The sequence below is a fragment of the Shewanella sp. 433 genome (assembly GCF_059338565.1).
On the sequence record NZ_CM181703.1, the window covers coordinates 4,027,328 to 4,040,917 of the forward strand.

At 46.9% G+C, this 13,590-nt stretch carries 15 protein-coding genes; 8 read left to right on the forward strand and 7 right to left on the reverse strand.

Going from position 1 to position 13,590, the window contains the following annotated elements; all coding sequences use genetic code 11:
* Positions 1-64: 64 nt before the first annotated feature.
* Positions 65-1,006, reverse strand: coding sequence for a Ppx/GppA phosphatase family protein (locus AC5YB1_RS17840; RefSeq protein WP_494520261.1), 942 nt, complete (start codon positions 1,004-1,006; stop codon positions 65-67).
* Positions 1,007-2,314, reverse strand: a complete 1,308-nt coding sequence (rhlB, locus tag AC5YB1_RS17845; protein WP_494520262.1) for an ATP-dependent RNA helicase RhlB — start codon at positions 2,312-2,314, stop codon at positions 1,007-1,009.
* Between the two features lie 172 nt (positions 2,315-2,486).
* On the opposite strand from rhlB, the gene trxA reads away from it, so the two are divergent.
* On the forward strand, positions 2,487-2,813 hold the full coding sequence (gene trxA / locus AC5YB1_RS17850) for a thioredoxin TrxA (RefSeq protein ID WP_110455649.1): 327 nt from the start codon (positions 2,487-2,489) through the stop codon (positions 2,811-2,813).
* Between the two features lie 231 nt (positions 2,814-3,044).
* Positions 3,045-4,310: a transcription termination factor Rho gene (rho, locus tag AC5YB1_RS17855; RefSeq protein ID WP_475515622.1), complete on the forward strand. Its 1,266-nt coding sequence runs from the start codon at positions 3,045-3,047 to the stop codon at positions 4,308-4,310.
* Positions 4,311-4,381: 71 nt separating this feature from the next.
* On the opposite strand, the gene AC5YB1_RS17860 is transcribed toward rho, so the two are convergent.
* From AC5YB1_RS17860 to AC5YB1_RS17875, 4 genes are all read right to left on the reverse strand, one after another.
* Entirely contained in the window at positions 4,382-5,113 is a 732-nt protein-coding gene (locus tag AC5YB1_RS17860; RefSeq protein WP_475515621.1) for a fumarate reductase iron-sulfur subunit, read from the reverse strand.
* The gene (locus AC5YB1_RS17865; protein ID WP_475515620.1) at positions 5,113-7,113 is read right to left on the reverse strand and encodes a fumarate reductase flavoprotein subunit; all 2,001 of its coding nucleotides are present in this window, start codon (positions 7,111-7,113) and stop codon (positions 5,113-5,115) included. The genes AC5YB1_RS17860 and AC5YB1_RS17865 overlap by 1 nt, the downstream gene beginning before the upstream one ends.
* Before the next feature lie 32 nt (positions 7,114-7,145).
* Entirely contained in the window at positions 7,146-7,820 is a 675-nt protein-coding gene (locus tag AC5YB1_RS17870; RefSeq protein WP_475515619.1) for a fumarate reductase cytochrome b subunit, read from the reverse strand.
* 148 nt (positions 7,821-7,968) lie between these two features.
* Entirely contained in the window at positions 7,969-8,691 is a 723-nt protein-coding gene (locus AC5YB1_RS17875; RefSeq protein ID WP_475515618.1) for a fumarate reductase cytochrome b subunit, read from the reverse strand.
* 346 nt (positions 8,692-9,037) lie between these two features.
* Here AC5YB1_RS17875 and prmA point away from each other — a divergent pair, with 346 nt between their 5' ends.
* The 6 genes from prmA (at position 9,038) to AC5YB1_RS17905 (ending at position 12,516) form a co-directional block, all read left to right on the forward strand.
* A complete protein-coding gene (gene prmA, locus AC5YB1_RS17880) occupies positions 9,038-9,919 on the forward strand; it encodes a 50S ribosomal protein L11 methyltransferase (RefSeq protein ID WP_475515617.1) in 882 nt (293 codons plus the stop codon).
* Positions 9,920-10,070: 151 nt separating this feature from the next.
* Positions 10,071-11,039: a tRNA dihydrouridine synthase DusB gene (gene dusB, locus AC5YB1_RS17885; RefSeq protein ID WP_475515616.1), complete on the forward strand. Its 969-nt coding sequence runs from the start codon at positions 10,071-10,073 to the stop codon at positions 11,037-11,039.
* Positions 11,040-11,056: 17 nt separating this feature from the next.
* Entirely contained in the window at positions 11,057-11,362 is a 306-nt protein-coding gene (gene fis, locus AC5YB1_RS17890) for a DNA-binding transcriptional regulator Fis (RefSeq protein WP_011864135.1), read from the forward strand.
* Positions 11,363-11,627: 265 nt separating this feature from the next.
* Positions 11,628-11,876, forward strand: a complete 249-nt coding sequence (locus tag AC5YB1_RS17895; RefSeq protein WP_494520263.1) for a helix-turn-helix transcriptional regulator — start codon at positions 11,628-11,630, stop codon at positions 11,874-11,876.
* 11 nt (positions 11,877-11,887) lie between these two features.
* Positions 11,888-12,100 (forward strand): helix-turn-helix transcriptional regulator, encoded by a 213-nt coding sequence (locus tag AC5YB1_RS17900; RefSeq protein ID WP_475515614.1) that lies wholly within the window; start codon positions 11,888-11,890, stop codon positions 12,098-12,100.
* Between the two features lie 155 nt (positions 12,101-12,255).
* Complete coding sequence (locus AC5YB1_RS17905) at positions 12,256-12,516, forward strand: AlpA family phage regulatory protein (protein WP_494520264.1); 261 nt, start codon at positions 12,256-12,258, stop codon at positions 12,514-12,516.
* Here AC5YB1_RS17905 and AC5YB1_RS17910 read toward each other — a convergent pair.
* Positions 12,432-13,534, reverse strand: a protein-coding gene (locus AC5YB1_RS17910; protein WP_494519615.1) for an IS3 family transposase whose coding sequence is annotated in 2 segments (ribosomal slippage) — positions 12,432-13,270 and positions 13,270-13,534 — 1,104 coding nt in all. Because the reading frame shifts where the segments join, the coding sequence is not laid out codon by codon here. The two genes, AC5YB1_RS17905 and AC5YB1_RS17910, sit on opposite strands and share 85 nt — an antisense overlap.
* Positions 13,535-13,590: the final 56 nt, after the last annotated feature.

Genomic DNA, 13,590 nt, shown 5'->3' on the forward strand with positions numbered 1-13,590 from the left:
ATGAGACGCTCTGGGGCTGCAACTGTGGGTTAATCGCAGATATATGTGGACAATAAAGACGTGATTATGCAGCAGATGTAGCTGCAATTCGCCGAGATAATTGTAGTAATACGCCTTCACGCAGCGCACCGCCCGACAAATTTAACGACTCAATATGCAGCACATTAAATAAGCCCAGTAAAATCGATAATCCTGCGGCAAAAGTGGGGGCTCGCTCAGGATGTAAGCCTGCAATCTGCAGCATGCTAACATCGGTTTGACCTAGCACTTCATCGCGTAATTGCAACAATATCGCAGGAGTGATGGTTGCAGACAGGCCACGCGCGTTGAGTAGTTCAACGATTGATTGCACTGTACCCGATGCGCCAACCACACTATGCCAACTAAGCTGAAGCAGTTGAGCACGATAATCACCCAACAGGTTAACGACCTGTGCCTGTGCAGAATCAAAGTCTGCCAGCTGAAATGGAAATTGAGTGAAAAACAGTTGCTTAAACGTAACGCAGCCCATAGAAAGGCTGGTTTTGAGGAGCACTTTGTCGCCATCACCAATAATAAACTCAGTGCTGGCACCACCAATGTCGATCACCAATCGGCGACCCTCTGTGGTGGTAGTCGCAACCATGCCTTGATAGATCAATTCCGCTTCACGCAGCCCCGAAATAATCTCAATCGGTTGACCTAAAATAGGCAGCGCCGCTTGGCAAAATGCGCTGGCATTATTGATGCTGCGCAGTGTCGCGGTGGCAATAACGGTAATATGGTCGCGGCTAATGCCCTCTTTATCGAGCATCTGTGAAAACATCTTTAGGCAGTCAAGCCCACGGGTAAACACCTCGGGGCTTAATACGCCATCAGGGCCAATGCCTTCGGCAAGGCGCACCTTGCGCTTATATTTTGCCACCACTTTAGGGCTGCCGGCGACGGTTTGCGCCACCAGCATATTAAAACTATTTGATCCTAAGGTAATGGCCGCATACTTAGGCCCTAAGCCAGCGCGCTTCATTTAGCTGTGTCTACGCGTCCTATCGTGACGTCTTGGGCGTGCGCCAGGACGTGCACCTTGTGGTTTGCCACTACCAGGGCGGCCAGCGGGACGCGTGGTGTGCTTACGATGAATGCGTACAGGCGGCGGTAAATCACTCAGCAAGGCTTCACTGTCGTAATTAGTGACAGGAATAGAGTGCTGAATATAACTCTCGATCGCCGGTAAGTTGAGGGCATACTCTTCACAGGCAAAACTGATCGACTTCCCTTTTTGACCCGCACGTCCCGTACGACCAATACGGTGTACATAGTCTTCGCAATCATCGGGAAGATCGTAATTATATACATGAGATACGTCAGAAATATGCAGACCACGTGCAGCTACATCGGTGGCTACCAAGATATCCAACTTACCTTGGGTAAAATCTTCTAAGATACGAATACGCTTCTTCTGTGGCACATCACCCGTTAGCAGTCCAACACGATGTCCGTCACCTTCTAAGTGGGCCCAGATATTCTCGCAGCTGTGCTTGGTGTTAGAGAAGACAATGGCTTTATCTGGCCAATCTTCTTCAATCAGCGTCAGCAACAGACGCATCTTCTCTTCCTGTGAAGGATAGAAAATTTCTTCAGTAATATTTTTTGAGGTTTTTTCGCTTGGGGCAATTTCCACTTTCTCGGGATCATTCATATGATCATAAGCCAGCTCTTGCACCTTCATCGACAGCGTCGCCGAGAACAACATATTCAGGCGCGATTTGGCGTCTGGCATACGTCTAAATAGGAAACGAATATCTTTAATAAAGCCTAAGTCAAACATGCGATCGGCTTCATCGAGCACCACTGCCTGAATCGAGCTGACATTGAGTACCCCTTGGCGAACGTAATCGATGATACGCCCAGTGGTACCAATTAAGATGTCGACGCCTTTATCAAGCACCTTACGCTGAACGTCGTAGCTTTCACCACCAAAAACAATCCCGACTTTTAGCCCGGTGTGCTTGGCCAGCAAGTTGGCATCTTTGGCAATTTGAATCGCTAGTTCGCGTGTCGGCGCCATCACAATCGCACGAGGCTGATTGATCTCACGTCCTTCAGGAGCTGGAGTGGTCAATAAGTGGTTAAAGGTGGCGACCAAAAAGGCTAAGGTTTTACCTGTGCCTGTCTGTGCTTGACCCGCAATATCTTTATGCTGGAGTAAAATTGGTAATGATAATGCTTGGATTGGCGTGCAATATTCAAAACCGCTTTCGATTAGTGCCTGTTGTATCTCTGGATGCAGAGTAAAGTCGGCAAACTTTGTATTTGTTAAATGTGTTTCGCTCATAGCGCAAGCATACCAGTTAGGGTTGCAATAAGGAACTTAATCGTTTGAAATAGCGGCTAATGAAAAAACAGCTCTGAAAGCCGCTAAAAAAATCTTGAAAAGCTGATTTCAGACCCAATATACAGCTTAAGCCATTAACAAACCAGTAATGGCACCTCAACTGGAGAACATCATGAGCGATAAAATTATTACCTTAAGCGACGACAGCTTCGAAAACGACGTACTTAAGTCTGACATCCCTGTAGTGGTGGATTTCTGGGCTGAATGGTGTGGTCCTTGTAAGATGATCGCCCCAATCCTAGATGACGTAGCAGAAGAGTACGAAGGCAAGGTAACTATCGCCAAGCTAAACGTTGACCAAAACAATGCTTCACCTGCTAAGTATGGCGTACGTGGTATCCCTACTTTACTTATCTTCAAAAACGGTGAGCTAGCCGACACAAAAGTGGGCGCATTGTCTAAGACTCAACTTAAAGAGTTTATCGACGCACAGCTGTAATATCCCGATCTCTATGACATTTTGATCGCAGAAAGTGACTCTCGACACAGCTTACAAAAGTAATTGTGTCGGGATTCGCTAAATTTCTAGACGCCTAGCCTTGTTAGTGCTACTTTAATAACCAGACTCATTCTAACTAACCCACTTCTTGCTATTCGATCGATATTCTTAATATGTTGTACATTCATTGATCAAAGATAGCATTGTCACGTAAGAACAAGACCCACCAAGATGAATTTATCAGAATTAAAAGACACACCGATTTCAGATTTAGTACAACTCGCCCAAGACATGAAGCTAGAAAATATGGCCCGCGCTCGCAAGCAGGACATCATTTTCGCAATCCTTAAAGCCCACGCAAAAAGCGGCGAAGATATTTTCGGTGGTGGTGTTTTAGAGATTCTGCAAGATGGTTTTGGCTTCCTTCGTAGTGCTGACGGCTCATATCTCGCTGGCCCAGACGATATCTATGTTTCACCCAGCCAAATTCGCCGTTTCAACATGCGCACCGGTGACACCATCTTTGGTAAGATTCGTCCACCAAAAGAGGGCGAACGTTATTTTGCCTTATTGAAAGTCACCGAAGTTAACTTCGACAAGCCTGAAAACTCTCGTAATAAAATCCTGTTTGAAAACCTTACCCCACTGCATGCTGAAGAGCGTATGCGTATGGAGCGTGGTAATGGTTCAACTGAAGATATTACCTCGCGAATTTTAGATTTGTGCTCACCAATTGGTAAAGGTCAGCGTGGTTTGATCGTGGCGCCGCCAAAAGCCGGTAAAACACTACTACTACAAAACATGGCCCAAAGCATTGCCTACAACAACCCTGAAGTAGTGTTGATGGTACTACTGATTGATGAGCGCCCTGAAGAAGTGACCGAAATGCAACGCATGGTAAAAGGTGAAGTTATCGCTTCTACCTTCGATGAACCAGCAAGTCGTCACGTACAAGTGGCCGAAATGGTTATCGAAAAAGCCAAGCGTTTAGTTGAACATAAAAAAGACGTGGTGATCTTACTCGATTCGATTACCCGCCTAGCACGTGCTTACAACACAGTGATCCCATCATCAGGTAAGGTACTTACCGGTGGTGTTGACGCTAACGCACTGCATCGTCCAAAGCGCTTCTTCGGCGCGGCACGTAACATCGAACATGGTGGCAGCTTAACCATTATCGCGACAGCGTTGGTTGATACGGGTTCGAAAATGGACGAAGTGATCTACGAAGAATTTAAAGGTACAGGTAACCAAGAGCTTCACCTGTCGCGTAAAGCAGCAGAAAAACGTGTATTCCCAGCGATTGATTTCAACCGCTCTGGTACTCGTCGTGAAGAGAAACTGACCACACCTGAAGAGCTACAAAAAATGTGGATCTTACGCAAAATCCTTAATCCAATGGATGAAGTGACGGGTATGGAGTTCCTTATCGATAAGCTTGCCATGACGAAAACGAACGAAGAGTTCTTTACCGCCATGAAACGCTCTAAAAGCTAATGATAAGTTAGCTTTACTGAATAAAAATGCCGCTAATTAGCGGCATTTTTTATGGTAAGCAGATGCTGTTTCTATACCAAGGCACCGGCCATCTTGCGGCGTAAATAGGCAATTTGTTGCATGTGCGGCAGATCTTTCGGGCAGTTATCCTGACAACCAAGTAAGGTCATGCAGCCAAACACGCCATCTTGATTACCAATCACATGGTAAAAATCTTCCACGCTACGAGCATCACGACTGTCGAGTTCGAAGCGAGCGATTTTCATCATGCCTACGGCACCCACAAAGGTGTCGCGCATCTGCTTGGTGGCACAGGCAGACACACACACACCGCACTCAACGCAGCGATCGAGCTCATACAGCTTTGCCGCCTCCTCTGGGGCCATTGGCGCCTCGATGCGATGGATATCGATTTCATCTTGCCTTGGATGCAACCACAACTTTAGGCGTTCGGCGAGTTCGCGCATAAACTTACCCGTGTTGACCGACAGATCGCCAATTAATTCAAAGCCGGGCAGCGGCATCAAGGTGATCTCACCTTTAGGGTATTTACTGGTTAAGGTGCGGCACGCCAGTGTGGGATACCCATTGATCACCATGGCGCAGCTACCACAAATACCGGCGCGACAGACAAAATCAAACTGCAGCGAGGGATCCTGTTTTTCCCTGAGCATATTAAGGGCGATAAATACCGTCATGCCGGGGGCTTCTTCAAGCTGGTATTTAACCATCTTGGGCTTATCGCCAGGTTCTTGCGGATCATAGCGAAAGATAGAAAACGTTAATAGACGACCCTGACTCATTACTTTTGCTCTCCCGCTGGGCGATTGTCGAACGGCTTGTCATGCAAGCGCTCATTTTTCTCTTGTAAAGACGGCGGCACCTCAAAAGGCATCAAAGCCCGCTGCCGCTCAAAGCGATTGGCATTGTCACCTAATCCGCTCAAAATTTCGGTAATTTGTTGCTCACGCTTGGCGGTATCAGGATGCGCTATCGCATTATTGATTCCGTAACCACGGTAACCTGGTGGTAATTCCATTTTCATCACATCCAACTGTTCATAATCCAGCGCGGGTAGCGTGGCATCAGCACTTGGCCAGCTCGATAGCGTGCGGTTGAGCCACTCTTTATCATTACGCTGTGGAAAGTCTTCACGGGCGTGGGCACCGCGACTTTCGGTGCGCGCCTCAGCCCCACAAGCGACTGTGAGCGCCACTTTAAGCATGCGCTTAACTCGCAGTGCTTCTACCAATTCAGGGTTAGCGTGGCGCTTTTTACAGGTTAAGCCGATATTGCGCGAGCGCAGCAACAAGGCTTGCAACTCATCCACCGCTTTTTGCAGCTCGGGACCATTACGGAAAATGCCCACGTAGTCCATCATAATCCGTTGCATCTCAAGCTTAATATCAAACGCTGACTCACTGCCCTGCCCTTCAACTAAATCATCGATTTCGCCGCGTACCTGATTAACAAACTTTTCCACCAGCGCAGTATCAATCTCTAAGGTATTTTGCTGACAAAAATCGGCGACATATTTACCTATGATCATGCCTCCTACCACGGTTTCAGCCAAGGAGTTACCGCCTAAACGGTTAAAGCCGTGCATGTCCCAACACGCCGCCTCGCCCACGCTAAATAACCCTTTAAGCTGCGGGCTTTGACCTGTGGCATCGGTGCGAATACCGCCCATCGAATAGTGCTGGGTCGGGCGCACTGGGATCCAATCTTTGGCTGGATCGATACCTAAAAAGTTTTCGCAGATCTCTTTGACTTCGCGCAGGTTAGTCTCGACATGTTTGCGCCCCAACAAGGTAATATCGAGCCACAGGTGCGGCCCATACGGGCTATCGACCCCTTTCCCTTTGCGAATATGCTCAGTCATGCGCCGCGATACCACATCACGGGATGCCAGCTCCTTTTTCTCTGGCTCATAATCGGGCATAAAACGATGGCCATCTTTATCACGCAGTAAGCCACCGTCCCCCCGACAGCCTTCGGTGGTTAAAATCCCCACTGGCACAATGGCGGTGGGATGAAACTGCACCGCCTCCATATTACCCAGCTTGGCCACACCGGTTTCAAGCGCTAATGCTTGACCAATGCCTTCGCAGATAATGGCATTCGTTGAGACTTCGTAAATTCGTCCATAACCGCCAGTGGCAATCGTGGTCGATTTAGCAATATAGGCACGTAACTCGCCCGTGATCAGGCAGCGAGCGACCACACCGTGGCAGCGCGACCCATCGTGAATTAAGGCTAAGGCTTCGATACGCTCATGAACGGGGATATCTAATGAAATAGCTTTATTATCGACAGCATAAAGCAATGAGTGACCCGTGCCGTCTGCCGTATAGCAGGTGCGCCACTTCTTGGTGCCGCCAAAGTCGCGGGCATTAATTAACCCATGCGCTTCTTCAGCTTCTTCAATAGTGACCTTTTGGGCATTGACCACGACATCACGCGGCCCTTTGGTTACCCGCGTCCAAGGTACACCCCAGTTTGCCAGTTCGCGCACCGCTTTGGGGGCACAATGGGCAAACATACGCGCGACCTCTTGATCGCAACCCCAGTCCGATCCTTTTACCGTATCTTGAAAATGGACATCTTCATCATCGCCCATCCCTTTTACCGTATTGCCAAGGCTTGCCTGCATCCCCCCTTGGGCGGCGGCCGAATGCGAACGTTTAGCTGGGATCAATGACAATACAACAGTATCTAAACCTCGCTCTTTTGAAGCGATTGCCACCCTTAGCCCCGCGAGTCCAGCTCCAACGACCAGAGAATCGGTATATATCAGTTTCACACTTGCTCCTTAACAGGGTATTGAACCACCACTTATTGGCTCGCATAGGGAAGAAAGGCGAGCAATGACGCGATGCCAATCACCACAAACACAACACTTATAATGGTTTTTATTTTTTTAATTCGCGCGCGATGATTAAGTGCTTTCTCGGCGCCCCACTTTATGGCGACTCGATAAAGGCCAATGGCGGCATGAAGCTCGACACATAATAGCAATGGTAAATACACCATCCACACACCATCATTCCAAATGCGCTCGGCGCTGCCGGATGGACCAATAGTCTCGGGGGCACTACCAATCAACCACAGGTGTACTGGTAATAACAAAAAGATCCCCACGCCCGTGATGGCCTGCCAGACCCATAACTTAGTATCGCCATGAGTGATCACCGTCATCTGCTTACGCAAAGCTCGCTGCTGTGCCAAGTTAAGTGGCATTTTATGCACCGCCACCAACACGTGTATCAAGGCCAGCACAGCCACCACTACGGCTATAATAGATACTACCCAAGGATAACCATGACCATCGGCACTTAAAAAGCTCAGTTCCATGGTTTTGGCCACCATGGTCATCGCATCGCCTCCCAGTAAAATAGAGGACACTAACAGCAGGTGAGTCCATAAAAACAGGGTCAATATGACACCGGTGAGACTCTGGCTCAGATCGAGCCAGCCACTTAATTTATTGTTATAACGAGTCAGCGACATATCTTCCCCTTATCGATGGCATCAGGTTGCCTTAAAATTGGTAACCAATAGCCCTAATGTCGCTCACAAACAGTCACTAAACCGTGAGGCAGATCAAAACACTAACTAATACTTCACAAAATGCTAAACTACCTAAGCTAACCCATCATCAAGGTACAAAAGGTGTGATAGGCAATGTCAGCTCACGGCCAATAATGAGGTATGACACCAAGCTCAACACGCCAATGCTAATAAGATAAATAATCAATATCTTGATAACCTTACGCAGCCCACGACGATTAAGCGTCAAGCCCCACTTCAATGCCACTCGATACAAACCTATCATGGCGTGGATCACCACAGCCGGCAGCAACAAGGCATACAGTAACCACGCATTGGCGTGATACACGCGTTCAGCAGAAAGATGTGGGCCTATCTCAGGGTTAGTGATCATGGTAAAAATATGCACTGGCGCTAAGAAAAACAAAATAAAGCCCGTGGCTAACTGCCAAAACCAGGCGTGACTGTCTTTATGGTTAATGCCCTGCATATGGCGCCTTAAGGCGCGCCACTGGCCCAACTGCGCCGGAAAACGCCGCAGTGCCACCGCCGCATGAACAATGACCACTAACATGATAAAAATCGAAAATACCTTAGTGACAATCGGCATACCATGACCTGTCGAGGTAAACAGCCCCCCTTCAAGAAACTGCACCACATGATAAAATGCCTCTTTACCTAATAAAATACTGGATTCAAAGTGCAGGTGAGCCAATAAAAAGCACCCCAGCATGATGCCAGTTGCACTTTGAATTTTGTCCGCCTTGGCAGACCATGGACTGCCCAGCGACGCATAATGGATATGATGAGATTGCATACTTTTGGGATTCATTATCATTCAACGCCTAGTGTCGGGATCTACACCATAGCAGCAAGCGTGCAGGGTAAACGCCTGTAATAAGCAAAGCGTGATTTACCTCACCCAGCAAGCAAGCAACTTTTGACTTAGTTCACAAACAAACCTTAAAATACAAAACAAAGGTCAAACCACTTAACCAAATATAATCATAGAGTTAAACAACCAATTTAAACAAAACAATCCATTCGAAAATAGCGTTATAAGTGCTTGAATCGGCACTTTTATTCTACCGAGCGCAAATATCAATAACAGATCACTCTGCCTTTAACCGCCGCATGGTTTACAATAACGCCATTATTGACCTAAGAGAGAAGATCCCATGGCTTGGATCCAGTTAAAAATTGATACCGACAATCAACACGCCGAACAATTAAGCGATATGCTGATGGACTTTGGTGCCCTGTCGATCACCTATGAAGATGGCAAAGACAACCCGATTTACGAGCCAAATTTAGGTGAGACTCCGCTATGGAGCCACACCGTACTGACGGCGCTGTTTGAAGCCGACTATGATCTAGCCCCTATCGTTGACATGCTCAAGCTGCAGCCTTACTTAGGCGTCGACTTTAGCCACAAAGTAGAGCAAGTTGAAGATAAAGACTGGGAACGGGAATGGATGGACAATTTCCACCCCATCCAGTTTGGCAAACGTCTGTGGATCTGCCCTAGCTGGCGTGAAGTGCCCGACCCACAAGCCGTGAATGTGATGCTCGACCCAGGCCTAGCCTTTGGTACCGGCACCCATCCAACCACGGCGCTGTGTTTAGAATGGTTAGATGGACTGCAACTTAACGGCAAAGAGGTGATCGACTTTGGCTGTGGCTCTGGCATTTTAGCCGTAGCCGCGCTGAAACTTGGCGCAGCAAAAGTCACAGGCATCGATATTGACTACCAAGCCATCGATGCCTCTAAAGCCAATGCCGAACGCAACGGTGTTGCCGATAAACTGGCGCTATTCCTACCCGAAGATCAGCCAGCTGACCTAAAAGCGGACGTGCTCGTGGCCAATATCCTCGCCGGCCCACTGAGAGAATTAGCGCCGCTTATCGCCGAAAAAGTCAAGCCGGGCGGCTTATTGGCACTATCGGGTTTGCTTAAAGAGCAAGCCGACGAAATTAGCCAACATTACGCCCAATGGTTTGACATGGACGCGCCTGCTCACAAAGAAGATTGGAGCCGCTTGACAGGCACCCGCAAATAACGGTAAAAGCCAGCGGCCGCAAGGCCGCCACTGACTTCACAGCACACAAAAGTCAAGTAAAAAAGTTGCTCCCAGGTCATTTATTGACCTTTTCACCGGCTTGAAAAAGGCGTACTATAGCGCCCCTTTGAAGCGCAAGGTGTAATGATAAATGCAGATTGGACCCTATCAACTGAAAAATCAGCTGATCGTGGCTCCTATGGCAGGAGTCACCGACCAACCCTTTCGAAATCTCTGCTTACGTTATGGCGCTGCCTTAGCGGTTTCAGAGATGCTTTCGTCCAATCCTGAAGTTTGGGATACCGACAAAAGCCGTCAGCGTATGACACATGCTGGTGAGAATGGGATCCGCTCAGTACAAATTGCAGGAGCCGATCCGGATATGATGGCTCACGCCGCCGTTGTCAACGTACAACAAGGGGCGCAGATCATCGATATCAATATGGGATGTCCTGCAAAAAAAGTGAATAAGAAGCTGGCTGGATCGGCACTACTACAGCAACCAGAGCAAGTAAAAGCGATTTTGCAAGCTGTCGTTGCCGCAGTGGATGTCCCGGTTACACTGAAAATTCGCACCGGCTGGGCACCAGAACACCGTAACGGTATTCAAATAGCCCAAATAGCAGAAGATTGTGGTATTGCCTCGTTAGCCGTACATGGCCGCACGAGACAATGTATGTACAAAGGCGAAGCCGAGTACGACACCATTGCCGCTATTAAACAGAATGTCTCTATTCCGGTTGTCGCTAACGGAGACATCTGCACCCCAGAGAAAGCACGCTTTGTGCTTGACCATACTGGTGCCGATGCCCTGATGATAGGAAGAGGCGCTCAAGGACGGCCTTGGGTATTCAGAGAGATCCAACATTATCTGGAAACAGGTAATAAGCTAGCGCCAATTGAAGTGGACGAAAAGCGTCAAGTGATGCTGGAACACCTCAAAGACTTATATGCATTGTATGGCGAATACAAAGGGTTACGTATCGCCAGAAAGCATGTTGGATGGTATCTGGACCAAGAAGCGCAGAGACCATTGAGAGCCGAGTTTAATCGGCTGGAAACTGTTGAAGAACAATGTTCCATGTTGGAACGTTATTTTGATGAATTAGTAAAGAATTAATAAAGAGCAGAATACGAATGTTTGATCAGACAACTCAACCAGAAGCTCATCAGCTTACCGTAGGCAAAATCGAAACCGCTAACGGCACTATCAAGCCTCAGTTACTACGTGACGCAGTTAAGCGCGCAGTAACTAACTTTTTCGCTCAAATGGACGGCCAAGAAGCTGAAGAAGTTTACGAAATGGTGTTATGTGAAGTTGAAGCACCTCTACTAGATATCATCATGCAGCACACTCGTGGCAACCAGACTCGCGCCGCCAACATGCTAGGTATCAACCGTGGTACGCTACGCAAGAAATTAAAAAAATACGGCATGAACTAAGAAGCGATTCTTAATTAGCTGTATCAGAACGGGTTTTTCGGCAACGAAAAGCCCGTTTTTGCTTATATGTACCCCCATATGTACCCCCGTTGTTTTGTTGCCCCACCTTAATCACTGTAGCAATTCACCCCTAAAATAAATCGTGTGAAAAGTTTCCTTTGTTCCCTCTTAATAATGTCGCTCACTAAAACGCCCTAAAATTTCAGGGTTTCGCTTCTCATGTTGAAAATGGGCTTTTAAAACCCACTCAATACGGAGCGTTCCTATGACACACCAAGATTTATCCATACTAGATACGTTGGCGATAAACAAAATCGCATTAGATAGACTCGTCAAAGAGAAAGAAAGACGACTTATCACAGGCGTAAGTAAATCCGAAGCCTTCCAATTAGAGCGCAAAGGCCTATTCCCTCGCCGTAGACAGATCTCTAACCGCTCGGTAGGTTGGCTGCTATCTGAGCTAGTGGCGTGGGTACATTCGAGGTCTGTCGCATCTTCTATTCAGCCTAAATAGGGGGTGGAATAATGATTAAACAAGAGGTGCAACTCCCCCTTTTTGACGAGTTGGTAGATATTACTCATATGTGTAAGCTGCTAAAAAAAAGCCGAACGACTATTTGGCGTTGGCATAAATCAGGAAAATTACTCCAAGCCGTCGTTAAAAATAACCGAGTTGTCGGTTGGGATCCCGTCCAATTAGCACAATGGCAAAACCCACAAGGGACAAATAAGCACTGATTTTAGGGCGCTGGTGGAACACCACCAGCGCCCTTTTATCCTATTTAAGCCCCACCAAAACCATTAAAAACGCTAAAATCCCCGTAAATTTTGTTTTGACTTGCTAACTCGTGAAAATCCTAGCCTCTACTAAAACAACTGCTATAGAGGTAAAGATGAATAACAACTTGTTTACTCCCCCCTGTCACCCTGAGTCGGGCACTCCCCTTATCAACGAACAACAGAGACAATTTCTTACCGCTGTTAGTCGAGCCCATGCCTTCCAACTAGAGCGTCAAGGTCGCTTCCCTAAGCGCATTAAGCAAAGTGTTGTAACCCTCCCTTATATCGATCATATTTTGAGAGAGTTTTCCTCAATTAATCGCTCATATAATTTAGGCGGTAAATCATTCAGTGATTCATGTGGCCGATCATAATTATATTCTTCAATCCAACTATCTGTGATTTCCCTTACTTCAGTCAAGCTATTGAACAAGTAACAGTCTAATACTTCATTTCGATAAGTGCGGTTGAATCGCTCAATATACGCATTTTGCGTTGGTTTTCCTGGCTTAATAAAATCTAACTTGATGCCATGTTCTTCAGCCCATATCTCAAGTGCATGTGAGATAAATTCTGGCCCATTATCTTGCCTTAATCGCTTTGGGTAACCACGGTAGGCTGCGATTCTATCCAGCACGCGTATAACCCTCTGTGCAGGTAAGCTCGAGTCCACTTCGATGGCTAACGCTTCACGATGATAATCATCAATGACATTAAATGTTCTGAAAGACTTGCCTGAAAATAAGTTATCACTCATAAAATCCATAGACCAGCATTCATTAGCCTTTGCTGGAACGGCCAGTGGCTCAGGCTCTCGAGAAGGTAAGCGCTTTTTACCTTTACGCCGTAAGTTAAGCTTCAAACCACAATAAATACGGTACACACGTTTATGGTTCCATTTATGGCCTAGGAGCCGTAGCCGCTTAAATATCTTCCGAAACCCATAGGCCTTATGTTTTTCAGCAATGTCTGATACTGCCTCAATAATATCATTATCATCTATACGTTTAAGTTGATAATAATATGTGCAACGACTGATGTTTAACGCATCACAAGCCAGCACAACACCTAGGCCAAATTCATTAATGGCATAGTGGGCTAATACCTTTCGTTCTGCTGGCCTTATAGCTTTTTTTCAACAATATCTTTGAGTGCCATATTTTGTAAGCTGACATCAGCAAACATCTTTTTAAGTTTGGCGTTCTCGGCTTCTAATTCCCGCATACGGGTTAAGTCAGAGGCTTGCATCCCACCGTACTTAGATTTCCATTTGTAATAGGTACTTTGACCTACATTATGTTTGCGACATAACTCAGGCACAGTCTGTGCACCAGACTCGCCTTCTTTGAGGATGTTGATAATTTGGCTTTCAGTAAAACGTGTCTTTTTCATGTGATTCTCCATTTGGTTTAGTGTAAATGGAAAACTCTATTTAAAACATTCTGATT